At 71.6% G+C, this 24,669-nt stretch carries 15 protein-coding genes, 1 tRNA gene and 1 rRNA gene; 14 read left to right on the top strand and 3 right to left on the bottom strand.

The genetic code is table 11. The annotated features are described in order from the left end of the window. The 3 genes from rrf to ACZ303_RS23050 form a co-directional block, all read left to right on the top strand. Positions 1-85, top strand: a 5S ribosomal RNA gene (rrf, locus tag ACZ303_RS23060); the annotation flags it as partial. A gap of 118 nt (positions 86-203) precedes the next feature. Next, positions 204-887 carry a DegT/DnrJ/EryC1/StrS family aminotransferase gene (locus ACZ303_RS23055; RefSeq protein WP_467341859.1) on the top strand — a complete coding sequence of 228 codons (684 nt, stop codon included), beginning with the start codon at positions 204-206 and terminating at the stop codon, positions 885-887. Between the two features lie 74 nt (positions 888-961). Further along, positions 962-1,037, top strand: a tRNA-Thr gene (locus ACZ303_RS23050). Between the two features lie 73 nt (positions 1,038-1,110). On the opposite strand, the gene ACZ303_RS23045 is transcribed toward ACZ303_RS23050, so the two are convergent. Next, positions 1,111-3,768, bottom strand: coding sequence for a SpoIIE family protein phosphatase (locus tag ACZ303_RS23045; RefSeq protein WP_467341857.1), 2,658 nt, complete (start codon positions 3,766-3,768; stop codon positions 1,111-1,113). 212 nt (positions 3,769-3,980) lie between these two features. Here ACZ303_RS23045 and ACZ303_RS23040 point away from each other — a divergent pair, with 212 nt between their 5' ends. The 11 genes from ACZ303_RS23040 to ACZ303_RS22990 all read left to right on the top strand — a co-directional run bounded on the left by ACZ303_RS23040 (position 3,981) and on the right by ACZ303_RS22990 (position 19,039). Next, positions 3,981-9,518, top strand: a complete 5,538-nt coding sequence (locus ACZ303_RS23040; RefSeq protein ID WP_467341855.1) for a HAMP domain-containing protein — start codon at positions 3,981-3,983, stop codon at positions 9,516-9,518. 274 nt (positions 9,519-9,792) lie between these two features. Further along, positions 9,793-10,476: a response regulator gene (locus tag ACZ303_RS23035; protein ID WP_467341853.1), complete on the top strand. Its 684-nt coding sequence runs from the start codon at positions 9,793-9,795 to the stop codon at positions 10,474-10,476. 104 nt (positions 10,477-10,580) lie between these two features. Further along, positions 10,581-13,331: a DNA translocase FtsK gene (locus ACZ303_RS23030; protein WP_467341851.1), complete on the top strand. Its 2,751-nt coding sequence runs from the start codon at positions 10,581-10,583 to the stop codon at positions 13,329-13,331. Positions 13,332-13,535: 204 nt separating this feature from the next. Then, positions 13,536-14,381 carry a helix-turn-helix domain-containing protein gene (locus ACZ303_RS23025; protein ID WP_467341849.1) on the top strand — a complete coding sequence of 282 codons (846 nt, stop codon included), beginning with the start codon at positions 13,536-13,538 and terminating at the stop codon, positions 14,379-14,381. Between the two features lie 127 nt (positions 14,382-14,508). After that, positions 14,509-15,984 carry a 30S ribosomal protein S12 methylthiotransferase RimO gene (gene rimO, locus ACZ303_RS23020; RefSeq protein ID WP_467341847.1) on the top strand — a complete coding sequence of 492 codons (1,476 nt, stop codon included), beginning with the start codon at positions 14,509-14,511 and terminating at the stop codon, positions 15,982-15,984. Continuing rightward, complete coding sequence (gene pgsA / locus ACZ303_RS23015) at positions 15,981-16,631, top strand: CDP-diacylglycerol--glycerol-3-phosphate 3-phosphatidyltransferase (RefSeq protein ID WP_467341845.1); 651 nt, start codon at positions 15,981-15,983, stop codon at positions 16,629-16,631. Before rimO ends, pgsA begins: the two co-directional genes overlap by 4 nt. After that, positions 16,628-17,167 (top strand): CinA family protein, encoded by a 540-nt coding sequence (locus tag ACZ303_RS23010; RefSeq protein ID WP_467341843.1) that lies wholly within the window; start codon positions 16,628-16,630, stop codon positions 17,165-17,167. Before pgsA ends, ACZ303_RS23010 begins: the two co-directional genes overlap by 4 nt. A 109-nt stretch (positions 17,168-17,276) precedes the next feature. Continuing rightward, positions 17,277-17,660, top strand: coding sequence for a helix-turn-helix domain-containing protein (locus ACZ303_RS23005; RefSeq protein ID WP_030368713.1), 384 nt, complete (start codon positions 17,277-17,279; stop codon positions 17,658-17,660). Between the two features lie 178 nt (positions 17,661-17,838). Further along, positions 17,839-18,309, top strand: coding sequence for a Dps family protein (locus ACZ303_RS23000; RefSeq protein ID WP_467341841.1), 471 nt, complete (start codon positions 17,839-17,841; stop codon positions 18,307-18,309). A 121-nt stretch (positions 18,310-18,430) separates the two neighbouring features. Beyond that, the gene (locus ACZ303_RS22995) at positions 18,431-18,643 is read left to right on the top strand and encodes a hypothetical protein (protein ID WP_467341839.1); all 213 of its coding nucleotides are present in this window, start codon (positions 18,431-18,433) and stop codon (positions 18,641-18,643) included. Positions 18,644-18,742: 99 nt separating this feature from the next. Then, complete coding sequence (locus ACZ303_RS22990; protein ID WP_467341837.1) at positions 18,743-19,039, top strand: hypothetical protein; 297 nt, start codon at positions 18,743-18,745, stop codon at positions 19,037-19,039. Positions 19,040-19,043: 4 nt separating this feature from the next. Here ACZ303_RS22990 and ACZ303_RS22985 read toward each other — a convergent pair whose 3' ends face one another. After that, positions 19,044-19,850, bottom strand: coding sequence for a DNA-formamidopyrimidine glycosylase family protein (locus ACZ303_RS22985; protein ID WP_467341835.1), 807 nt, complete (start codon positions 19,848-19,850; stop codon positions 19,044-19,046). 57 nt (positions 19,851-19,907) lie between these two features. Next, on the bottom strand, positions 19,908-24,662 hold the full coding sequence (locus ACZ303_RS22980) for an ATP-dependent helicase (protein ID WP_467341833.1): 4,755 nt from the start codon (positions 24,660-24,662) through the stop codon (positions 19,908-19,910). Positions 24,663-24,669: the final 7 nt, after the last annotated feature.

Below are 24,669 nucleotides of genomic sequence, written 5' to 3'. Positions count from 1 at the left end.
TTACATTCCGAACCCGGAAGCTAAGCCTTTCAGCGCCGATGGTACTGCATGGGGGACCGTGTGGGAGAGTAGGACGCCGCCGAACAAATTTTATAAAAAGCTCTGTCATCCGAACTTCGGTTCGGATGACAGAGCTTTTTTGTTTTCACGATGACCTGCCCGTCGTCACTCCCCGTTCACGTCCCCCGGGAACGCTCCCCTCCATGGGGACAGTGGAGATGCTGACGGCAGCAGGGGTCGGTGTGGGTGACGAGGTCATCGTGCCCTCGTATGCCACGACGGACGCCGCCGAGGCGGTCCGCCGGGCAGGGGCGGTGCCCGTCTTCGCGGACATCGACCCGCGGAGCCTCTGCCTCGACCCGGCCTCGGTCGCCGCGACCCTGACCCTGCGCACCGCGGCCGTCATGCCCGTACACCTCTTCGGGCGCCGGGCCGACCTGGCGGGACTGCGAACCGTCACCGAGAAGCGTGGGCTCCTCGTCATCGAGTACGAACCGCCGGAGCCGGCCGACGAGGACGTCAGGAGGCGGCGCGAGAACGCGGAGTACCTGCACAGCCGGCTCCGCGGCGTCGAAACCCCCGATGCCGGGCCGCCGAGCGCGCACAGCTTCCGCTCCTACGTGGTCCGCGTGCCCGGCAACGGACGGCCCGACCGGGACGCCTTCGCGCGGGCCCTGCGGGCGCGCGGCGTACGGTGCCACGTGCCCGTACAGACGCCCGTACACCGAACCCCGGCGTTCCGGCGGGAATTGTGGCTCGCCGAGACCGAGCGGGCCGCCGACCAATGCCTGGCGCTGCCCGTCGACGGCGGAACGACACACCGGGAGCTGCACCGCCTGACCGCCGCCTGCAACGCGCTCGGTGGCCTTCTCCCGGTCGCCGCCTGAAACCGCCCGCCGGCCGAGAGCCCCGGATGGTCAAAAGGACGTGCGAACGTCGGGTATGCTTTATCTCGTTGCCGGCCCCAATAGCTCAGTCGGCAGAGCGTCTCCATGGTAAGGAGAAGGTCTACGGTTCGATTCCGTATTGGGGCTCCATAAGAGAAAGGCCCCCGCCCAATGGCGGGGGCCTTTCTCGTTGTTCGGGGAGACCCGCCCCGCTGATGTCGCGTCAGGGGTTCAGGAGCTCGGGGACCCGCATGGCGAGGATCGCCATGTCGTCCGACGCAGGTTCGGCCGCGAAGCGCTCGACGGCCCGCAGAATACGCCCGGCCACCGCTCCGGCCGTCAGACCCGTACAGGTCGTCAGGACATCGGCCAGCCCGTCGTCCCCCAGCATGCGGCTGCCCTCGCGGCGCTCGGTCACGCCGTCGGTGACGCACAGCAGGACATCGCCCGGATCGAGGGTGACCGTCTGCTCGTACAGCTCCAGGTCCTCCATCACACCCAGCAGCGGCTGCGGATCCGCCGCCGCCTCGACGCTGCCGTCCTGGCGCAGCCGCAGCGGCAGCGGATGACCGGCGCAGACGACCTTCAGGACCGCGCTGCCGTCCTCCTGCGGCCACAGCTCGCCGTACAGCAGCGTCAGGAAGCGACTGCGGGCACCCTCGTCGAGGATCGCCGCGTTGAGCCGCTCCAGGACCGCGGGGCCGCCGTACCCCTCCCGGGCCAGGAGCCGCAGGGCGTGCCTTGCCAGGCCTGTCACGGCGGCCGCCTCCGGGCCCGTACCGCAGACGTCGCCGATGGCGAAGCCGTACGCGCCGTCGCGGATCGGGAAGAGGTCGTAGAAGTCACCGCCGACCTCATTGCCCTCGCCCGCCGCGCGGTAGATGACATCGACCTCGACGCCGGGGACGGTCGGCAGCTCCGGCGGCAGCAGGCTGCGCTGGAGGGACTGGCTGATCGCCGTGCGCTCGCTGTACAGGCGGGCGTTGTCCAAGGCCAGCGCGGCCCGGCGGGACAGGTCCTCGGCCAGCTCCAGGATCTCCTGGCGGAAGTGGTCGTCGGTGGGCTTGCCGAGCGTGAGCATGCCGATGACGCGGTTGCGGGCCACCAGCGGCAGGACGACGGTCTCGCCGCCGACCGCGGCCGCCGTGGCGAGCGAGGTGCCCGGCCCCGCGGAGTGCTGGGTGATGTCCTTGAGGCCCAGGCTGCGCAGAGAGCTGCGCAGCGCCGAGGCGTGGGCGGCCTCGGCCGGGGCGGTCCACACACGGGCGCCCGGCGTGGGGACCGGCTCGGGCGGTGCCAGCCGGCCCAGGAGGGTCTTCAGGCCGTCGATGCGGTCCTCGTCCTCGTGCAGGACGTAGGACAGCTCGGGCTCGGAGGTGGGGTCGGCGACGGTGTAGACCGCGCACCAGGTGGCGAGGGTGGGGACGGTCATCTGGGCCATGAGGGCCAGGGTCTGGTCCCGGTCGAGGGTGCCCGCCAGCAGGTCGGACGCCTCGACGAGGAAGGACAGGGAGCCGCGGCGCAGGCGTTCGAGCTCGTTGAGACGGGCGCGTTCGACGGCCAGGGCGATGCGGTCGGCGGCGAACTGGAGGCGGAGGGCTTCCTCGTTGCTGTAGCGGCCCGGGGCCTCGGCGGCGACGCCGAGCGAGCCGGTGAGGCGGCCCTCGACCTTGAGGGGGACGGTCACGACCGAGCGCATGCCGGTGTCGGCGAGCAGCGGGACCGCGCCGGGGATGACCGCGAGGTCCTCATGGACCGCGGGCATCCGGGCCGAGCCGTAGCGACCCGTGCCGGCCTCGACGGGGACGCGGGCGAAGCGCTGGCGGGCCGAGGGCAGGCCCGTGGAGGCCCGCACCTCCAGCTCCGTCTCGTCGTCGGTGGCGAGCAGCAGATACGCGGCGTCGCCGTCGAGCATGTCACGGGCGCGCTCGACCGTGCGCTGGAGGAGGCCGTCGAGGTCATCGGGGGCGGGGGAGCCGATGAAGACCTCGAAGGGGTCGGCGGAGATGCGGTCGCCGGCGCCGGAGTCCGTGCCGCCCGAGCGCTGGAGGCTCTGCAGGACGGCCCGCTCCTCCTCCCGTACGAGCAGGCAGACCGTGGACGGCGCGCCGTCGTTGTCACGTACGCGCAGGTGGGAGGCGTAGACCGGGATGATGCGGCCGTCGGCGCCCCTTATGCCGTACGAGCCCTCCCAGCGCGACAGGCGCAGGGCGTCGGCGATACCGGTGGAGGTGCCCGGGGTGTGCGGCCAGGCGGCGAAGTCGGCCAGCGGCTTGCCGAGGACCTGGTCGGAGGGGAAGCCGAAGAGGGCGTCGGCGTCGTCGTTCCAGGAGCTGATGGAGCCGGTGCGGTCGATCTGGATCACGGCGACCCGGACCCGCGTCTCGGCGACCGGAAGGGCCTCGGCGGGCAGGGCGGGGCCGGCGGAGCGGGTGCCGGCGGGCCGGTCGGGCAGATCCAGCTGGAACCACACCTGCTTGTGGGTGGGGCTGTAGTCGACGCCCCAGCGGGTGGCGAGGGCCGCGCACAGCAGCAGCCCGCGGCCGCCCTCGCGGTCGACGCCGCCGAGCCGGCGCGGGGAGCCCTGGAGCGGCACCTCGCGGTCGGGATAGCGGTCGGCGACCTCGACGCGCACCCCGGTGTTCGTCCGCATGCACAGGACATCGGCGGCGGTGCCGGCGTGGACGACGGCATTGGTGACGAGCTCGCTGGTGAGGACCACCGCGTCGTCGATGATGTCGGGGTGGCCCCAACCCTGGAGCGTGTCCCTGACGAAGGCCCGGGCGGATGCCACCGAGCGTCCGACCGGCTCGAAGGTGGCGGCAGCACGCGCGGTGATCACAGGTCTCCTCGTGTAGGTCTCGGCGATCTGCTCACCCATCTCGCAGCGCCCCTCCATTGCCCCGGCCGGATGCCAGGTTACTTACCCTCACCGCACGGGCGGAGGCCGGTGCGGGCTGATTCCACCTTGGGAGTGCCCGCGGACCATGTGCGATGCTGCCGAACTGTTATGGCCTGGCTGGGCCAGGGTGAAACACTGGGAAAGATTGAAGAAAGCCCGACGAGGATGATCGACCCTGCGGGAGGGACACGGTGGAGTCTGGCGCAGCGGCGCGGGGCGTGAGCACGCGCGCGAAAGGCGGACGGTCCCGGGCCAATGGGACGACGGAAGTGGATACGGCGGCCCTGAACAGGCTGCTGTCGGCGCTCGCGGCGATGCGGGACGGAAACTTTCGCAAACGGCTGACGGTCTCCGGCGACGGCGTGATGGCCGAGGTCGCGGCCGTCTTCAACGAGGTCGCCGACCGGAACATGCAGCTGACCGGGGAGCTGGCGCGGGTGCGCCGGGTCGTCGGACGTGAGGGAAAACTCACGGAACGGCTGGAGGTCGGCGCCTGTGAGGGTGCCTGGGCCGCGGCGATCGACGCGTCGAACGCGCTGGTCGACGACCTGGTGCGGCCGGTGTCCGAGGTCGGCCGGGTGCTGTCCGCGGTGGCCGAGGGCGACCTGGAACAGCGGATGGACCTGCGCTCGCAGGGCGCGGACGGTGCGGCGCACCCGCTGCGGGGCGAGTTCCTCAAGGTGGGGCGGACGGTCAACGGGCTCGTGGACCAGCTGTCGGCGTTCACCGACGAGGTGACGCGGGTGGCGAGCGAGGTCGGCACCGAGGGCAAGCTCGGCGGGCAGGCCCGGGTGCGTGGAATGTCGGGTTCGTGGAAGGACCTCACGGATTCCGTCAACACGATGGCATCGCGACTCACCGCTCAGGTGCGTGACATCGCTCTCGTGACGACGGCGGTCGCCAAGGGCGACCTCTCCCGCAAGGTCACCGTGCATGTGGCCGGGGAGATGCTGGAGCTGAAGAACACCGTGAACACCATGGTGGACCAGCTCTCGTCCTTCGCCTCCGAGGTGACCCGCGTCGCGCGGGAGGTGGGCACGGAGGGCGAGCTCGGCGGCCAGGCGCAGGTGCCCGGTGTCGCCGGGGTCTGGAAGGACCTCACCGACTCGGTCAACCTGATGGCCGGCAACCTCACGGCCCAGGTGCGCGGCATCGCCCAGGTCACCACGGCGGTGGCCAACGGCGATCTGTCGCAGAAGGTGACGGTCAGCGCGCGCGGCGAGGTCGCGCAGCTGGCCGAGACGATCAACCAGATGACCGAGACGCTGCGCACCTTCGCCGACGAGGTGACGAGGGTGGCCAGCGAGGTCGGCGCCGAGGGCCTGCTGGGCGGCCAGGCGCAGGTGCCGGGCGCGGCGGGTACGTGGAAGGACCTCACCGACTCGGTGAACACCGCGTTCCGCAACGTCACGACGCAGGTGCGGGACATCGCCCAGGTGACCACCGCCGTGGCCAACGGTGACCTGGGCCAGAAGGTGACCGTCGACGTCTCCGGCGAGATGCTGGAGCTCAAGAACACGGTCAACACGATGGTGGACCAGCTGTCCGCCTTTGGTGCCGAAGTGACGCGCGTGGCACGGGAGATCGGGGTCGAGGGCGAGCTCGGCGGTCAGGCCGCGGTGCCCGGCGCCGCGGGCACGTGGAAGGACCTCACCGACTCGGTGAACACCGCCTTCCGCAACCTCACCGGGCAGGTGCGCAACATCGCCCAGGTGACCACGGCGGTCGCCAACGGCGACCTCTCGCAGAAGGTGACTGTCGACGTCTCCGGCGAGATGGCGCAACTGAAGAACACCGTGAACACCATGGTCGATCAGCTGTCCTCGTTCGCCGACCAGGTCACGCGCATGGCGCGCGACGTCGGCACGGAGGGGCGGCTGGGCGGTCAGGCCCGGGTGGACGGCGTCAGCGGCACCTGGAAGGAGCTGACCGACTCGGTCAACTTCATGGCCGGCAATCTGACGTCGCAGGTCCGCCAGATCGCCCAGGTGACGACGGCGGTCGCGCGCGGCGACCTCTCCCAGAAGATCGACGTGGACGCCCGCGGCGAGATCCTGGAGCTGAAGAACACCATCAACACGATGGTCGACCAGCTCTCCGCCTTCGCCGAACAGGTCACCAGGGTCGCCCGCGAGGTGGGTACGGACGGACGGCTCGGCGGCCAGGCGCAGGTGCCGGGTGTGGCCGGCGTGTGGCGCGATCTGACCGACTCCGTCAACGGCATGGCGGGCAACCTGACCGCCCAGGTCCGTAACATCGCGCAGGTCGCCACGGCCGTGGCCCGGGGTGATCTGTCGCAGAAGATCGACGTGGACGCCCGGGGCGAGATCCTGGAGCTGAAGAACACCCTCAACACGATGGTGGACCAGCTGTCCTCGTTCGCCGACCAGGTCACACGCGTAGCCCGTGAGGTGGGCACCGAGGGCATCCTGGGCGGTCAGGCGGAGGTGCAGGGCGTCTCCGGCACCTGGAAGGACCTCACCCAGTCCGTCAACTTCATGGCGAACAACCTCACCTCCCAGGTGCGCAACATCGCCGAGGTGACGACGGCGGTCGCCAAGGGCGACCTGTCGAAGAAGATCACCGTCGACGCGAAGGGCGAGATCCTCGAACTCGTCACCACCGTGAACACGATGGTGGACCAGCTCTCGGACTTCGCCGAGCAGGTCACGCGGGTCGCCCGTGAGGTGGGCACCGAGGGACAGCTGGGCGGCCAGGCGCGGGTCCGGGACGTCACCGGCATCTGGAAGGACCTCAGCGACAACGTCAACCTGATGGCGAACAACCTGACCAGTCAGGTGCGCAACATCTCGCAGGTCGCGGCCGCCGTCGCCAACGGTGACCTGACCAAGAAGGTGACCGTCGAGGCGCGCGGCGAGGTCGCGCAGCTGGCCGACACCGTCAACACCATGGTGACGACGCTGTCGTCCTTCGCGGACGAGGTCACGCGCGTCGCGCGGGAGGTGGGCACCGACGGCATCCTCGGCGGCCAGGCGCGCGTGCTCGGCGTCAGCGGCACGTGGAAGGACCTCACCGAGTCCGTGAACTCGATGGCGTCCAACCTGACCGGTCAGGTCCGCAACATCGCGATGGTGACCACCGCCATCGCCCAGGGCGACCTGACGAAGAAGATCGACATCGACGCGCGCGGCGAGATCCTGCAGCTGAAGACGACCATCAACACGATGGTCGACCAGCTGTCGTCGTTCGCCGACCAGGTGACCCGGGTGGCCCGCGAGGTGGGTACCGAGGGCCAGCTGGGGGGTCAGGCTCGGGTGCGGGACGTGGACGGCACCTGGCGGGACCTCACGGAGTCGGTGAACGAGATGGCGGGCAATCTGACCCGGCAGGTACGGGCCATCGCGGAGGTCGCCACGGCGGTGACCCGCGGCGATCTCAACCTCAAGATCGACGTGGACGCGGCCGGCGAGATCCTGGAGCTCCAGGACAACATCAACACGATGATCGCCAACCTCCGGGAGACCACGCTCGCCAACAAGGAGCAGGACTGGCTCAAGGGCAACCTCGCCCGGATCTCCGGCCTGATGCAGGGCCGCCGCGATCTGGAGGACGTCGCCGGGATGATCATGAGCGAGCTGACGCCGGTGGTCTCGGCGCAGCACGGGGCGTTCTTCCTGGCGATGCCGACGGGCGGCCAGCAGGGCGCCGAGGAGGAGGAAGAGGCGTACGAGCTGCGCATGCTCGGCTCGTACGGCTACTCCATGGGCTCGATGCCCACCTCCTTCCTGCCGGGTGAGACGCTGATCGGCACCGCGGCGCAGGAGAAGCGGACGATCCTGGTGGAGAACGTGCCGCCGGGCTATCTGAAGATCGCCTCCGGGCTGGGGGAGGCGCCGCCGGCCCATGTGATCGTGCTGCCGGTGCTGTTCGAGGGGCAGGTCCTCGGGGTCATCGAGCTGGCGTCGTTCCAGCCGTTCGCGCAGATCCAGAAGGACTTCCTCAACCAGATCGCCGAGATGATCGGCACGAGCGTCAACACGATCAGCGTCAACACCAAGACCGAGGTCCTGCTCAAGCAGTCCCAGGAGCTGACCGAGCAACTGCGCGAGCGGTCGGCGGAGTTGGAGAACCGGCAGAAGGCGCTGGAGATCTCCAACGCCGAGCTGGAGGAGAAGTCCGAGCGCCTGGCCCGCCAGAACCGCGACATCGAGGTGAAGAACACCGAGATCGAGGAGGCCCGGCAGGTCCTGGAGGAGCGCGCCGAGCAGCTCGCGGTCTCCATGCGCTACAAGTCCGAGTTCCTCGCCAACATGTCGCACGAGCTGCGCACGCCGCTCAACTCGCTGCTGATCCTGGCGAAGCTGCTCGCCGACAACGCCGACGGCAATCTCTCTCCCAAGCAGGTGGAGTTCGCCGAGACGATCCACGGCGCGGGCTCCGACCTGCTCCAGCTGATCAACGACATCCTGGACCTGTCGAAGGTCGAGGCCGGCAAGATGGACGTCAGTCCGACGCGGATCGCGCTGGTCCAGCTCGTCGACTATGTGGAGGCCACCTTCCGTCCGCTGACGGCGGAGAAGGGCCTGGACTTCTCCGTACGGGTCTCGCCGGAACTGCCGGCGACGCTGCACACCGACGAGCAGCGGCTGCTCCAGGTGCTGCGCAACCTCCTGTCCAACGCGGTGAAGTTCACCGACACGGGCGCCGTCGAGCTGGTCATCCGGCCCGCCGGCGGGGATGTGCCGGACACCATCCGGGAGCAGCTCCTGGAGGCCGGTTCGCTGCACGACGCGGACGGCGACGTGATCGCCTTCTCGGTCACCGACACCGGCATCGGGATCGCGGCGAGCAAGATGCGGGTGATCTTCGAGGCGTTCAAGCAGGCGGACGGGACGACCAGCCGCAAGTACGGCGGCACGGGTCTCGGACTGTCCATCAGCCGGGAGATCGCGCGACTGCTCGGCGGTGAGATCCACGCGGCGAGCGAGCCGGGCCGCGGCTCCACCTTCACCCTCTACCTCCCGCTCAACGCCGGTGAGCTGCCGCCCCAGGGCTATCCGCAGCTCGCGCCGGGCGGCCACGGCCTCGCGCCGGCGGAGCTGCCGGGGGCGCTCGGCGACGGCGCCGACCATGTCGACCACGGTGGGCGGTTCGCCGGGCACGGCGCGGGGGAGCAGCACGGGCGCGGGGCGGCAGGCCTCTTCCTGCGGCGCCAGCGGGCCGCGCAGGCGGCCGGGCAATGGCCGGCGCAGGCCGCGCCGACGGGTCCGGGGTCCCCGGCGGCGCTCCCGGCGACGGCCTCGCCGCAGGAGAATCTGTGGCCGGACGAGAGCGCCGGTGACGCAGAGCGACCGTCGACCCACGGGTTCGGCAGTGGGTTCAGCGGTGCCTTCCATGGCGAGAAAGTGCTGATCGTCGACGACGACATCCGCAATGTCTTCGCGCTCACGAGCGTCCTGGAGCAGCACGGGCTGTCGGTGCTCTACGCGGAGAACGGCCGCGAGGGGATCGAGGTCCTGGAGCAGCACGACGACGTCGTGGTGGTCCTCATGGACATCATGATGCCGGAGATGGACGGCTACGCCACGACGGCCGCGATCCGCAGGATGCCGCAGTTCGCGGGCCTGCCGATCATCGCGCTCACCGCGAAGGCGATGAAGGGCGACCGGGAGAAGAGCATCGATGCCGGCGCGTCGGACTATGTCACCAAACCGGTCGATACGGATCATCTGCTGACGTTGATGGAGCAGTGGATGCGCGCTGAGTGACGGGTGGCCGAATGATTTCTGACCACCTGTTGACTGACTGTGGCCGAAGACGTGTGGGAGGCCGGGATTCGGGGAACCTTCTGGTCTCCCACTACGTTTCTGCTACGTGCACAGTGACATCGCGGTGACAGGGTGTGGCGACCGGCAGGGTGCGGCTACCATGACCGGCACAAGGACGGGCGGCGCAAGGGAGTCGTCCCCTGGGGCGGCGCCCGGTGCCTCCCCCGGCTCCTGGAGCCGGGGAGACCCCAAGCCGGGACGAGGAGGACGGGGCATGGTTCAGAAGGCCAAGATCCTCCTGGTCGATGACCGGCCGGAAAATCTGCTGGCGCTGGAGGCGATCCTCTCGGCGCTCGATCAGACACTGGTGCGGGCATCGTCAGGGGAGGAAGCGCTCAAGGCGCTGCTGACGGATGATTTCGCGGTGATCCTGCTGGACGTCCAGATGCCCGGCATGGACGGCTTCGAGACCGCCGCGCACATCAAGCGGCGGGAGCGGACGCGGGACATCCCCATCATCTTCCTCACGGCCATCAACCATGGCCCGCACCACACCTTCCGCGGCTATGCCGCGGGCGCGGTCGACTACATCTCCAAGCCCTTCGACCCGTGGGTGCTGCGCGCCAAGGTCTCGGTCTTCGTCGAGCTGTATATGAAGAACTGCCAGCTGCGGGAGCAGGCCGCCCTGTTGCGGCTCCAGTTGGAGAGCGGCCAGGGCCGCGGTGGCACGGCCACCGCCCAGGAGCCCGCCGGGCTGCTCGCCGAGCTCTCCGCCCGCCTCGCCGCCGTGGAGGAGCAGGCCGAGGCGCTCACCAAGCAGCTGGACGAGTCCGCGGACGCCGCCGCCGTCGCCACCGCCGCCCACCTGGAGCGCAAACTCACCGGGCTGCGCCGGGCGCTGGACGCCCTGGAGCCCGGCACGGGCAGCGGCGCCAGTCCGCTTCCCTCCCCCAGCTGACGCCCTGACGCCGCGTCACCCTTGGTACGACGGGACCGCGACACGAATGGGTGAACGCCAGGGCCCAGGTGTCCCTCACGCCCGACGACGGTAACCTCGGCTCCATGGCCTCACGTACGTCCGGCAAGGGTTCCCAGAGCACGGCGGGCACCTCCAAGCAGCGCGCCGGGCGCCCGGGGAGCGCCGCCAAGAAGGTGCCCGCCAAGGCACCCGCGAAGAAGGCGCCGGCGAAAGCCGCGGGCCGCGCGCCCGCACGCCGGGCCCCTGCCAAGAAGACGGCGGCCAAGGCGGCACCCCGGCGCGGGGCGCCCCCCGCGCCCGGCGGCGTCCGCCGCGTCGCGCGCGGCATGGCCCATGGCGTCGGCGCGCTGTTCCGCGGGGTCGGCCGCGGCGCGAAGAACCTCGACCCGGTCCACCGCAAGGACGGGCTGGCGCTGCTGCTCCTGGGCCTCGCCCTCATCGTCGCCGCCGGCACCTGGTCCAGCCTGGAGGGCCCGGTCGGGGAGCTGGTGACGATGCTCGTCACCGGTGCCTTCGGCCGGCTCGACCTGGTCGTGCCGATACTGCTCGGCACCATCGCCATCCGCCTCTTCCGCCACCCCGAGCGCCCGGAGGCCAACGGGCGGATCGTCATCGGCCTCTCGGCGCTGGTCGTCGGGGTCCTGGGACAGGTCCACGTCGCCTGCGGCTCGCCCCCTCGCGACGGCGGCTCGCAGGCGCTGCGGGACGCCGGCGGGCTGATCGGCTGGGCCGCGGCCAAGCCCCTGATCGTCACGGTCGGCGAGGTCCTGGCCGTACCGCTGCTGGTGCTGCTGACGATCTTCGGACTGCTGGTGGTCACGGCCACCCCCGTCAACGCCATCCCGCGTCGGCTGCGGCAGCTGGGCATCCGGCTCGGTGTGATCGAGCCGCACCCCGGTGAGTACGAACCGGAGGCCGCCGACGGGTACGCCGACGAGTGGCGCGAAGCCCCCGCCAGGCGCCCCCGGCGCGCTCCGGTGCACCCGGGGGCCGACGACGACTTCGGCGTGGACGCCGAGGAGGAGGCGCTCAGCAGGCGCCGCAAGCCGCGCCGCGCTGCCGGACAGCCCGTGGAGCCGCCGGCCGGCCGGGAACCGGACGCGGTGGACCTCGCGGCCGCGGCGGCCGCCTCGCTCGACGGGGCGCTGCTGCACGGCGTGCCGCCCACCCCGCTCGTCGCCGGGCTCAGCAGCGGCATCTCCCAGGAGGGCGAGCAGCCGGGCGCCGTGCCCGCCGCGCGTACCGCCGGGCAGCGGACGACGGGCGTTGCCGACCTCACCAAGGACGTCCCGGACCTCACCAGAGCCGCGCCCGAGGCCACCGCGGGGCTCCCCGCGCGGGCCGAACAGCTCCAGCTGTCCGGCGACATCACCTACGCGCTGCCATCGCTGGACCTGCTGGAGCGCGGCGGCCCGGGCAAGGCCCGCAGCGCCGCCAACGACGCCATAGTGGCCGCGCTGACCAACGTCTTCGCGGAGTTCAAGGTCGACGCGGCCGTCACCGGCTTCACCCGGGGCCCGACGGTCACGCGGTACGAGGTGGAGCTCGGCCCCGCCGTCAAGGTCGAGCGGATCACCGCGCTCGCCAAGAACATCGCCTACGCCGTCGCCAGCCCGGACGTACGGATCATCAGCCCGATCCCCGGCAAGTCCGCGGTCGGCATCGAGATCCCCAACACCGACCGCGAGATGGTCAACCTCGGAGACGTGCTGCGGCTGGCGGACGCGGCCGGTGACGAGCACCCCATGCTCGTGGCGCTCGGCAAGGACGTCGAGGGCGGCTATGTGATGTCCAATCTGACGAAGATGCCGCACATACTGGTCGCCGGAGCCACTGGTTCCGGAAAGTCCTCCTGCATCAACTGCCTCATCACCTCCGTCATGGTCCGGGCCACCCCCGACGACGTCCGGATGGTGCTGGTCGATCCGAAGCGCGTCGAGCTGACCGCCTATGAGGGCATCCCGCACCTGATCACGCCGATCATCACCAACCCCAAGCGCGCCGCCGAGGCCCTGCAGTGGGTCGTACGCGAGATGGACCTGCGCTACGACGACCTCGCCGCCTACGGCTTCCGGCACATCGACGACTTCAACGCCGCCGTGCGCGCGGGCAAGGTCAAGCCGCCGGAGGGCAGTGGGCGCGAGCTGACGCCCTATCCGTACCTGCTGGTCATCGTGGACGAGCTCGCCGACCTGATGATGGTGGCCCCCCGGGACGTCGAGGACTCGATCGTCCGGATCACCCAGCTGGCGCGCGCCGCCGGCATCCACCTGGTGCTCGCCACCCAGCGCCCGTCCGTCGACGTCGTCACCGGACTGATCAAGGCGAACGTGCCTTCGCGGCTCGCGTTCGCGACGTCCTCGCTCGCCGACAGCCGGGTCATCCTCGACCAGCCGGGCGCGGAGAAGCTGATCGGCAAGGGCGACAGCCTCTATCTGCCGATGGGGTCGGGCAAGCCGGTCCGCATGCAGGGCGCGTTCGTGACGGAGGCCGAGGTCGCGGCCGTCGTACAGCACTGCAAGGACCAGATGGCGCCGGTCTTCCGAGACGACGTCACGGTCGGGACGGCGAAGAAGAAGGAGATCGACGAGGACATCGGTGACGACCTCGACCTCCTGTGCCAGGCGGCCGAGCTGGTCGTCTCCACCCAGTTCGGCTCGACCTCGATGCTGCAGCGGAAATTGCGTGTGGGATTCGCCAAGGCGGGCAGACTCATGGATCTGATGGAGTCGCGGAACATCGTGGGTCCGAGCGAGGGTTCCAAGGCGCGCGATGTGCTGGTCAAGCCCGATGAGCTGGACGCGGTGCTCACGGTGATCCGCGGGGGCTCGTAGCAGAGGTCCGGCCGGGGGCCGCCCCTGGGAACCCCCGGACGAGGTGCCTGACCAACCGTTTCTCTCGGCGACGTGCCCAGTTGAGGAAAGGGGGGCGGGCCGATGTCATACCGTCGGCGCCGTAGAACCATCTGATGGCCTACAAAGTCCGGCTTCCCGGTTGCCCGACGCTTTCGTATCCCCCCTAGACTGAACCTCCAGCAGGTGGCTGCACGCTCGAAAGGCGCCCACGTGTCCATCGGCAACTCTCCCGCGGACGACGTTCCCGCGGACGACCGGCCGTCCGTCGGCCGGGCCCTTCAGCAGGCCCGTATCAGCGCCGGACTGACTGTTGAAGAGGTCAGTTCGACCACCCGAGTACGCATTCCGATCGTCCATGCGATCGAACAGGACGACTTCTCGCGTTGCGGCGGGCATGTGTACGCCCGGGGGCATATCCGCGTGCTGGCGCAGACCGTCGGCCTGGACGCCACCGAGCTGCTCGCCCAGTACGCCGCGGAGCACGGCGGGCGCCCCTCGCCCACCCCGGCGGCGCCGCTGTTCGAGGCCGAGCGGATCCGCCCCGAGCCCCGGCGGCCCAACTGGACGGCCGCGATGGTCGCGGCGATCGTCGCGGTCGTGGGCTTCGTCGGCTTCACGCTCTTCAACGGCGGGGCCAAGAGCTCCGGCGGCTCCGTCGCCGCCGAGTCCCCTTCCGCGAAGCCGCCCGCGTCCCCGAAGACCGCTCCCGGCAAGCCCGCCGACCCCAAGCCGGAGCAGTCCGCGAGCGCCATCGCCGGCGTGCCCGCCAACAAGGTCACCGTCAAGCTCACCGCCGACAACGGCCAGACCTGGATGTCCGCCAAGGACCACAACGGCAAGCTGCTGGAAGAGGGCGTGCTCAAGCAGGGCGCCTCCAAGACCTTCACCGACAGCAAGCGGATCGACCTCGTCCTCGGCAACGCCGGAGCCGTGCAGCTGTTCGTGAACGGCAAGGAGGTCAAGGATCTGGGCGACGGCGGACAGGTCCAGCGCCTGAGCTACACCAAGGGAGACCCCGTAGCGGGCTGACCAGCGACGGAGCCGATGCGGTAGCCACCCGGCGGCGCGTCGCCGGGTGACCGTTTTGTCCGTACCTCCTGATGCTGGTGCGCATGCGGCAACGGATGCGGCCTCGGGACAAAGTAGGCTGAGCCCTATGCCCGAACGCCGTACCGTCGCTCTTGTCACACTTGGCTGCGCCCGTAACGAGGTGGACTCGGAGGAGCTGGCAGGCCGCTTGGCGGCGGATGGCTGGGACCTCGTCGAGGACGCCTCCGACGCCGATGTGGCCGTCGTCAACACCTGTGGCTTCGTCGAGGCCGCCAAGAAGGACTCCGTCGATGCCCTCCTCGAGGCCAACGACCTCAAGGATCATGGTCGTACCCAGGCCGTCGTAGCCGTCGGCTGCATGGCCGAGCGCTACGGCAAGGAGCTCGCCGAAGCGCTGCCCGAAGCCGACGGCGTGCTCGGCTTCGACGACTACGCCGACATCTCCGACCGGCTCCAGACCATCCTCGCCGGCGGTGTGCACGCCTCCCACACCCCGCGCGACCGGCGCAAGCTGCTGCCGATCAGCCCGGCCGCCCGGCAGAAAGCCGACGTCGCCCTGCCCGGCCACGCGCAGGACACCCCGCCGGAGGACCTCCCGGAGGGCCTCGCACCGGCCTCCGGGCCGCGCGCGCCCCTGCGCCGCCGCCTGGGCGCCAGCCCCGTCGCCTCCGTGAAGCTCGCCTCCGGCTGCGACCGGCGCTGCTCCTTCTGCGCCATCCCCTCCTTCCGCGGCTCCTTCATCTCCCGGCGCCCCTCCGACGTGCTGGGCGAGACACGCTGGCTCGCGGAGCAGGGCGTGAAGGAGATCATGTTGGTCTCCGAGAACAACACCTCGTACGGCAAGGACCTCGGCGACATCCGGCTGCTGGAGACGCTGCTGCCGGAGCTGGCGGCCGTGGACGGCCTGGAGCGCGTCCGGGTCAGCTACCTCCAGCCCGCCGAGATGCGGCCGGGCCTGATCGACGTGCTGACGTCGACGGAGAAGGTCGTGCCCTACTTCGACCTCTCCTTCCAGCACTCGGCGCCCGGTGTGCTGCGCGCGATGCGCCGCTTCGGCGACACCGACCGCTTCCTGGAGCTGCTCGACCAGATCCGCGGCAAGTCCCCGCAGGCCGGTGCCCGCTCCAACTTCATCGTCGGCTTCCCCGGTGAGACCGAGCACGACGTCGACGAGCTCGAACGTTTCCTGGTCGGCGCGCGCCTCGACGCCATCGGCGTCTTCGGCTACTCCGACGAGGACGGCACCGAGGCCGCCACGTACGAGGACAAGGTCGACCCGGACGTCGTCGCGGAGCGGCTGGCCCGCATCTCGCGGCTCGCCGAGGAGCTGACCGCCCAGCGTGCGGAGGAGCGGCTCGGAGAGACCATTGAGGTACTGGTCGACCGCGTGGACGAGGAGGACGGCGTGATCGGCCGGGCCGCCCACCAGGCGCCCGAGACCGACGGCCAGGTGCTCCTCACCACGGACGCCGACTACGCGCCCGGCAGCATGGTCGTGGCCAAGGTGGTGGCGACCGAGGGCGTGGACCTCATCGCCGAGCCGCTGGGCGACGGAGGGTGTACCGAGGAGGCGGACAGATGACCGGAGCCCCGGCCTCCGCCGCCGGAGGCCACGCCCCGGCGACGGCCGTGCGGCCGCCGGCCGGGTTGTGGAACATCGCCAATATCCTCACCATGGTGCGGCTGCTCCTTGTGCCCGGGTTCGTCCTGTTGATGCTGCACAACGGCGGCTATGACCCGGCCTGGCGCTCCTTCGCCTGGGCCGCGTTCGCCGTTGCCATGATCACCGACCTGTTCGACGGCCATCTGGCCCGGATGTACAACCTGGTCACCGACTTCGGCAAGATCGCCGACCCGATCGCGGACAAGGCGATCATGGGTGCCGCGCTGATCTGTCTGTCCGCCCTGGACGAACTGCCGTGGTGGGTGACCGGCGTGATCCTGTTCCGCGAGGTCGGCATCACGCTGATGCGGTTCTGGGTGATCAGGCACGGCGTCATCCCGGCCAGCCGCGGCGGCAAGATGAAGACCTTGGCCCAGGGCGTCGGCGTGGGGATGTACATCCTCGCGCTCACCGGAGCCCTGGCCACGACACGCTTCTGGGTGATGGCCGTGGCCGTCGCATTGACCGTGCTCACCGGGCTGGACTACGTGAAGCAGGCCGTGGTGCTGCGCCGGGCCGGGCTGGCCGCGCAGCGCGAGCGCGTCGGACGGGAATCCGTGCGATGAGCGCGGCGAGGGGTGAGGGTGCCGCGGCCGGAACGGCGGCGGCGGTCCTCGCGGCCCTGGTCGGGCGCGGCGCGACCGTGGCCGCCGCCGAGTCGCTCACCGGTGGTCTGGTCGCCGCCGAACTGACCGCGGCGCCGGGCGCCTCCCGCTCGGTGCGGGGCTCGGTCACCGCGTACGCCACCGAGGTCAAGAGCGAGGTGCTGGGCGTGGACGCCGGGCTGCTCGCCGACCGCGGGGCGGTCGACGCGGACGTGGCCGGGCAGATGGCGCGGGGTGTACGGACGCTGCTGGGCGCCGACTGGGGGGTCGCCACGACCGGCGTCGCGGGGCCGGAGGAGCAGGACGGCAAACCCGTCGGCACTGTCTATGTCGCGGCCGCGGGGCCGGCCGGCGGCGCCGCCGTCAGAATGCTGTCCCTGGACGGCGACCGGAGCCGGATCCGGGCGGAAAGCGTACAAGCCGTGCTGGAACTACTGCTGAGCGAACTGACAGAGAACGTGGGCGCAAAGGATACGGAACACAACGGGGGGAATTGATGTTTGCAGCCCTGAGTGAACACGACATAGCTCCCCGCACGGCCGGAGCCCGAGGCGGTACGGTGGGGCGTGAAGGATCCGGATTCGCGGTCCAAGGAGGGAGCCACCGATGATTTTGCTCCGTCGCCTGCTGGGTGACGTGCTGCGTCGGCAGCGCCAGCGCCAGGGCCGCACTCTGCGCGAGGTCTCCTCTTCCGCCCGGGTCTCGCTCGGTTACCTCTCCGAGGTCGAGCGGGGACAGAAAGAGGCGTCCTCCGAGCTTCTCTCCGCAATCTGCGACGCTCTGGACGTACGGATGTCCGAGGTCATGCGCGAGGTGAGTGATGAATTGTCGCTCGCCGAGCTGGCGCAGTCGGCGGCGGCGAGCGAGCCGGTACCCGCGCCGATGCGGCCCATGTTCAATGCGGTGTCCGTGACGTCCGTGACCGGTGTGCCGGGGGAGCGAGTCACCATCAAGGCTCCCGCGGAGGCCGTGGACGTCGTGGCGGCCTGACAGATCTGTCCGACACGGTCTGCCCGGCCCCGTCCGGAAGACAGTCGTTTACCCCCCAGGATCCCGGTCAGAAGTCTGACCGGGATCCTGGCGTTTCCGGCCCCTTCGGCACCTTTGTGCGATGGTGGGAAAACAGGGATCAAACTGAACGGACTGGACACTCGAACAGGAGATGCGGATGTCTGTAGTGAAGAGCCCGCTGTCCGAGCAGGACCGGAAGACCGTCGGCGACGCCCTGCAGGGTGCCCTGGTCGACCTGGTGGACCTCTCGCTCGTGGCCAAGCAGGTCCACTGGACCGTGGTGGGGCCGCGCTTCCGCTCGGTGCACCTCCAGCTCGACGAAGTCGTCGCCAGCGCCCGCACGCACGCCGACACGGTCGCCGAGCGCGCCTCGGCGCTCGGGGTGGCACCCGACGGGCGCGCCGAGACCGTCGCCAAGACCAGCGGCATCGACCCGGTCGGCGACGGCTGGAACAAGGACACCGGAGCCGTGCAGATCATGGTCGACGCGCTCGGCTCCGTGATCACCCGGATGCGCGAGCGCATCCGCGCCACGGAGACCCCCGACCCGGTCACTCAGGATATCCTGATCGGCCTGACCGGCGATCTGGAGAAGCACCACTGGATGTTCCAGGCGGAGAACGCCTGAGCCGCCCGGTGACGCGGCGGGCGATCCCCCGGACCCGACGGGTCCGGGGGATCCGTCGTTTCCGGCGTCCGCACGCGGCGCTCCGGTGGCGGTGAGGGCGCTGTCGCGCTCTCCTGGGTGCATGGACGAGCACCCCGTGATCCGCTTCACCAACGAGCTGATGGTGGTCTCGGACCTCGATCAGACGACGGCCGGTGCCTTCGTCCGCAGGGTGTACCAGGAGGGCACCCACGAAGGAGAACAGCGGCTGATCGTCGAACTGCACCAGCGTGATCACAGGATCACGGAGTTGGAGCGGGAGCTGGACCAACTGAGTGGACGATCGCCCGGCTGAGGGCCGCGCGCCGCGAGCGCGTACGGGCGTCGTTCCGGGGTCCTGGCGCACTCTCCCGTGGTGAAGCAGCCGGTCTACCGTCGGCCGAAGGAGGCAGTCATGGTCCGGCGTGACGTCTGCGGCCACCGACGGTCGCCCGGGTGGGCCCGGCGAGCCCGTCGCTCCCGCTGGGCGGTCGCGCTGGCGCTGGGCGGTGCCTGGTGGTGGGCCGCGCTGCGGGCGCTGGCGCAGCCGGAGCGGACCGGGCCCGTGGAGGCGCTGGTCGTCGCCGGGGGCTGGGGGCTGAGCCTGCTGCCCGTGCACTGCGTGCCATGGACGCGGCGACGGGACTCCTTGGCCCGCTCGGCCGCCGCCCTGGTCGCCCGGGCCCTGAGACGCGGTCGGCAGCGCGCCTGACGCCTCACCCGGCCGGCCCAATGGAAGGGCCGGGCTGACAGCGCGGGCACCAATAGGTGGGGCGTTCCTGGCCCGGTTTTCCCTGATCCGCGACGCGCAGGGCGGTGCCGCAGCGGCGGCAGGCCCGGCCCGCGCGCCCGTACACCCACAGATGGTGATCGATCCGCGAGTCGGCCGTGGTGATCCGGGCGGACCTCGCCTTGTTGACCTCCAGGAGCTTCTTGGCGAGAGCCGGCAGCCGCTCGGGGGCGGGCAGCTCCGCGACCGGCAGCCAGGGCGAGACGCGGAGCATGAAGCACAGCTCCGACTTGTAGACATTGCCGATCCCGGCGAGGTTGCGCTGGTCGAGCACGGCCTCCCCGACGGTGCGCCCGGGGTCGGAGAGCAGCCTGCGCAGCGCCTCGTCCGGGTCCCAGTCGGGGCCGAGGAGGTCGGGGCCCAGATGGCCGACGACGGTGCTCTCGTCTGCGGTGCGCAGGAGGTCCAGGACGGGCAGGCGGTAGCCGACGGCCGTGTGGGCGGAGTTGGCGAGCACGGCGCGGATCTGGTGCCGCGGGCCGCCGCGCCACCGCTCACCGGAGGCGAAGACGCGCCAGGAGCCGTCCATCTGAAGGTGGGAATGCAGGGTGAGGCCGCCTTCGATGCGGGTGAGCAGGTGTTTGCCGCGCGGGACGACCTCGGTGACGCACCGGCCGGAGAGGTCGACCGTGGCGAGCTTCGGCACGCGCAGGTCGCTGCGGGTCAGTGGCTCGCCCGCGAGGGCTCGGTGGAGGCGGTGGGCGGTCCGCCAGACGGTGTCTCCTTCGGGCATGCCGACCATGATGCCGCCGCTCCCACGGGCATGGGGCGCCCGGTGCCGCCGGCCGGGTCAGGGGGCGCGCAGCCGCAGGCCGCGGGGGGTGGCGTGGAAGCCCGCCGACTCCAGGAGGGCGCCCAGCGGCGAGGACAGTGCCGGCGAGCTGTTGATCCGCTCGACGGTGACGGTGCCCAGCGCGCCCGCGCGGGCCGCCTCCGCCAGGGCCGCCGCCGCTTCACCGAGCCCGGCGTCGGTCTTGCTCGGCGCCTCCGCGCCCTCCTCGCCCCAGGCCAGGAGCGTCTTGCCGCCGCGCTCCATGTACAGGGCCAGAGCTCCGTCGACGAGCACCACGAGGGAGCCGGCCTTGCGCCCGGGCTTGTGGGTCGCACCGGCGGGCGGCTCCGGCCAGGGAAGGGCCGCGCCATAGGCGTTGGCGGGATCGGCCGCGGCCAGCACGACGGCCCGGCGACGGCCGGCCGTCCGCGCGGGCCCGGCACCGTCCCACGAGCCGCCGGGGGCCTCGGCGTACCCGGCACCGCCCGCGCGCTCGCGAGCCGCGCCGACGGCACGCAGCCGGTCCACCGCGCCCTCCATGGCGAACTGCGCGGCGCCCAGACCCTCGACCACATAGCCGCGGCGGGCCTGCCCGCTCTCCTCGAAGACGGAGAGCACGCGGTACGCGGCGGAGAAACCACCCTCCACCCCCTCGGCGGCCACCGCTCCACGGGTCACCACGCCGTGCCGGTCCAGGAGCGTACGGGCCAGGGCGTGGGCCCGTACGGTCGGCTCGGGCTCCGGCGCGGGCAGCAGCGCCCAGCGGCCGGCGACGGTCGGGGGGCCACCGCGGGAGGCGGTGGGGCGGAGCGGGAGGCCGCCGCGGGCCGTGAAGGAGCCGTAACGGCCGCGCGGCACGGCCCGCTTGGCGCGATGCGCGGTCGAACCGGCCGTGCGGCCCGAGCCGAGATAGGCGCGGAGCGGGGCCAGGGTGTCGTTGGTCAGCCGGCCCGACCAGGCGAGATCCCAGACAGCCTCCGCGATCTGCGGGTCCGTGCTCTCGGTGTCCACGGCACGCACCCGGTCGGCGATCTGACGGAAGAACAGCCCATAGCCACCCGACAGCGCCTCCAGGACGGCCTGGTGGAGAGGGGACAGCTCCAGCGGGTGCGGGGCGGGCAGCAGCAGAGGCGCGGCGTCGGCGAGCAGCAGCGAGACCCAGCCGTCCTTGCCCGGGAGCGCCCCCGCTCCGGCCCAGACCACCTCACCGGCCGCCGTGAGCTCGTCGAGCATCGCCGGGGAGAAGTCCGCCACCCGCGCGGGCAGCACGAGCTTCTCCAGGGCGGAGGCCGGCACGGGCGCGCCCTGCAACTGCTCGATGGCGCGCACCAGTCCGTCGACGCCGCGCAGGCTGTGCGTGCCGACGTGCTGCCACTGGGGGAGGAACGCGGCCAGCGCGGTGGGCGCCACCGGCTCCAGCTCGTGCCGCAGCGCCGCGAGCGAACGGCGGCGCAGCCTGCGCAGGACGGTGGCGTCGCACCACTCCTGGCCGATGCCGGAGGGATGGAACTCGCCCTGGACGACACGACCGGTCGCCGCGAGCCGCTGCAGCGCGCCGTCGGTCACCGCGGGGCCGAGACCGAAGCGGGCGGCGGCCTGCGCCGAGGTGAACGGGCCGTGGGTGCGGGCGAAGCGGGCGAGGAGGTCGCCGAGCGGATCCTTGACGGGCTCCGTGAAAGCCTCGGGGACGCCGACGGGCAGCGCCGTGCCCAGGGCGTCGCGGAGCCGCCCCGCGTCCTCGACGGCCGCCCAGTGGTCCTGCCCGGCGACGCGGACGCGGATGGCGCGGCGAGCACCCGCCAGGTCGTGCGCCCACTGCGGCTCGGCACCGCGCTCGGCCAGTTCGGCGTCGGTCAGAGGCCCCAGGAGCCGCAGCAGGTCGGCCACGCCCTCGGCGTCCTTGACCCGGCGGTCGTCCGTCAGCCACTGGAGCTCGCGCTCCAGCTCGCCGAGGACCTCCACATCCAGCAGCTCACGCAGCTCGGCCTGGCCCAGCAGCTCGGCGAGCAGACGGGAGTCGAGGGAGAGGGCGGCGGCACGGCGCTCCGCGAGCGGGGAGTCGCCCTCGTACAGGAACTGGGCCACATAGCCGAACAGCAGCGAGCGGGCGAACGGCGACGGCTCCGGAGTGGTCACCTCCACCAGCCGGACCCGGCGGGCCTCGATGTCGCCCATCAGCTCGGTCAGCCCGGGGACGTCGAAGACATCCTGGAGACACTCGCGGACGGCCTCGAGGACGATGGGGAAAGAGCCGAACTCCTCGGCGACCTGGAGGAGCTGGGCAGCGCGCTGGCGCTGCTGCCACAGCGGGGTGCGCTTGCCGGGATCACGGCGGGGCAGCAGCAGGGCCCGGGCGGCGCACTCGCGGAACCGCGCGGCGAACAGGGCCGACCCGCCGACCTGGTCGGTGACCAGCTGGGCGACCTCGCCCTTGTCGAAGGTGACATCGGCCGCCCCGACGGGCGACCGCGCGTCGTCGTACTCCCGGCCCTGCCGGGCCGGGTCGGCGTCCAGCAGATCCAGGCCCATCAGGTCGGCGTCGGGCAACCGCAGCACGATGCCGTCGTCGGCGTGCATGACCTGGGCGTCCATGCCGTACCGCTCGGCGAGGCGGGAGCCGAGGGCGAGCGCCCAGGGGGCGTGCACCTGAGCGCCGAAGGGGGAGTGGACCACCACCCGCCAGTCGCCCAGCTCGTCACGGAAGCGCTCCACCACGATGGTCCGGTCGTCCGGCACATGGCCGCATGCCTGGCGCTGTTCGTCGAGGTAGGACAGGACATTGCCGGTCGCCCAGGCGTCGAGCCCGGCCGCGTCGAGCCGCTCACGGGCCGCCTCGGGCGCCAGGCCGCCGATCTCCCGCAGGAACGCGCCCAGCGCGCGGCCCAGCTCCAGCGGACGGCCCAGCTGGTCGCCCTTCCAGAACGGCAGCCTGCCGGGCACCCCCGGTGCCGGGGTGACCAGCACCCGGTCGCGGGTGATGTCCTCGATCCGCCAGGAGGTGGTGCCGAGGGTGAAGACATCGCCCACCCGCGACTCGTACACCATCTCCTCGTCCAGCTCTCCGACCCGGCCGCCGCCCTTCTTGGGGTCCGTGCCCGCCAGGAAGACGCCGAAGAGACCGCGGTCGGGGATGGTGCCACCGGAGGTGACGGCGAGCCGCTGCGCCCCGGGGCGCCCCGTGACCGTGCCGGCCACCCGGTCCCAGACCAGGCGGGGCCGCAGCTCCGCGAAGGCGTCGGAGGGATAGCGCCCGGCGAGCATGTCGAGGACGGCGGTGAAGGCGGACTCCGGCAGCGCGGCGAAGGGAGCCGCACGTCGCACCAGGGCCAGCAGCTCCTCCACGTCCCAGGTGTCGACGGCCGCCATGGCGACGATCTGCTGGGCCAGCACGTCCAGCGGATTGGCGGGCACGCGCAGCGCCTCGATGGCCCCTTCGCGCATCCGCTCCGTCACCACGGCCGCCTGCACCAGGTCGCCGCGGTACTTGGGGAAGACCACACCGGTGGAGACCGCGCCGACCTGGTGTCCGGCACGGCCCACCCGCTGCAGGCCGGAGGCGACCGAGGGCGGCGACTCGACCTGGACGACCAGGTCCACCGCGCCCATGTCGATGCCCAGCTCCAGGCTGGAGGTGGCGACGACGGCCGGCAGCCGGCCCGCCTTGAGGTCCTCCTCGACCAGCGCCCGCTGTTCCTTGGAGACCGAGCCGTGATGCGCGCGGGCGAGCACGGGGGGCGCCCCCCTGGCGGCTCCGGACTCGGCCATGAGCTCGGCGGGGGAGTGATGCTCGGGCAGCGGCTCGCCCGTGGCGCGCTCGTACGCGATCTCGTTGAGCCGGTTGCACAGCCGCTCGGCGAGGCGCCGGGAGTTGGCGAAGACGATCGTGGAGCGGTGGGCCTGGACGAGGTCGGCGATCCGCTCCTCGACATGCGGCCAGATCGACGGCTTCTCCTTGGCGTCGCCCTCCTGGACGGGCGAGGCGCCGAGCTCACCCAGGTCCTCCACCGGAACGACCACCGAGAGGTCGAACTCCTTGCCGGACGGCGGCTGGACGATCTCCACCTTGCGCTGCGGCGACAGATAGCGGGCCACTTCATCGACCGGCCGGACCGTCGCGGACAGGCCGATGCGGCGGGCCGGACGGGGGAGCAGGGTGTCGAGGCGCTCCAGGGACAGCGCCAGGTGCGCGCCCCGCTTGGTGCCCGCGACGGCGTGCACCTCGTCCAGGATGACCGTCTCCACGCCCGCGAGCGCGTCCCGCGCCGCGGAGGTGAGCATCAGGAACAGTGACTCGGGGGTCGTGATCAGAATGTCCGGAGGGCGGTTGACCAGGGCCCGGCGCTCGGCCGGCGGGGTGTCACCGGACCGGATGCCGACGCGGATCTCCGGCTCGGGCAGCCCCAGCCGCACGGACTCCTGGCGGATACCCGTGAGCGGGCTGCGCAGATTCCGCTCGACGTCCACGGCGAGCGCCTTGAGCGGGGAGACGTACAGCACCCGGCAGCGCTTCTTGGGCTCGGCGGGCGGCGGGGTGCTCGCGAGCCCGTCCAGGGAGGCGAGGAAGGCGGCCAGCGTCTTGCCGGAGCCCGTCGGGGCGACGACCAGCACGTCGGAACCCTCACCGATCGCCCGCCAGGCTCCGCTCTGCGCGGCCGTGGGCGCGGTGAACGCGCCCGTGAACCAGGCGCGCGTCGCGGGGGAGAACCCCGCGAGGCCCCCCGCCGGGTCGCCCACCGAATCCGCCGCCGTACCGGCCGCCACGTCGTCCGCCATGCCCCCC

The organism is Streptomyces sp. NPDC023527 (assembly GCF_055560115.1).
The sequence above is the reverse complement of the archived record's forward strand: the minus strand, read 5'-3'. Positions and strand labels throughout refer to the sequence as shown.

Coding starts and splice junctions, on each gene's coding strand:
- rimO (WP_467341847.1), top strand. CDS start 14,509: ATGCCCGAACGCCGTACCGTCGCTCTTGTCACACTTGGCTGCGCCCGT.
- ACZ303_RS23035 (WP_467341853.1), top strand. CDS start 9,793: ATGGTTCAGAAGGCCAAGATCCTCCTGGTCGATGACCGGCCGGAAAAT.
- pgsA (WP_467341845.1), top strand. CDS start 15,981: ATGACCGGAGCCCCGGCCTCCGCCGCCGGAGGCCACGCCCCGGCGACG.
- ACZ303_RS23045 (WP_467341857.1), bottom strand. CDS start 3,768: ATGGGTGAGCAGATCGCCGAGACCTACACGAGGAGACCTGTGATCACC.
- ACZ303_RS23010 (WP_467341843.1), top strand. CDS start 16,628: ATGAGCGCGGCGAGGGGTGAGGGTGCCGCGGCCGGAACGGCGGCGGCG.
- ACZ303_RS22980 (WP_467341833.1), bottom strand. CDS start 24,662: ATGGCGGACGACGTGGCGGCCGGTACGGCGGCGGATTCGGTGGGCGAC.
- ACZ303_RS23055 (WP_467341859.1), top strand. CDS start 204: ATGGGGACAGTGGAGATGCTGACGGCAGCAGGGGTCGGTGTGGGTGAC.
- ACZ303_RS23000 (WP_467341841.1), top strand. CDS start 17,839: ATGTCTGTAGTGAAGAGCCCGCTGTCCGAGCAGGACCGGAAGACCGTC.
- ACZ303_RS22985 (WP_467341835.1), bottom strand. CDS start 19,850: ATGCCCGAAGGAGACACCGTCTGGCGGACCGCCCACCGCCTCCACCGA.
- ACZ303_RS23030 (WP_467341851.1), top strand. CDS start 10,581: ATGGCCTCACGTACGTCCGGCAAGGGTTCCCAGAGCACGGCGGGCACC.
- ACZ303_RS22995 (WP_467341839.1), top strand. CDS start 18,431: ATGGACGAGCACCCCGTGATCCGCTTCACCAACGAGCTGATGGTGGTC.
- ACZ303_RS22990 (WP_467341837.1), top strand. CDS start 18,743: ATGGTCCGGCGTGACGTCTGCGGCCACCGACGGTCGCCCGGGTGGGCC.
- ACZ303_RS23005 (WP_030368713.1), top strand. CDS start 17,277: ATGATTTTGCTCCGTCGCCTGCTGGGTGACGTGCTGCGTCGGCAGCGC.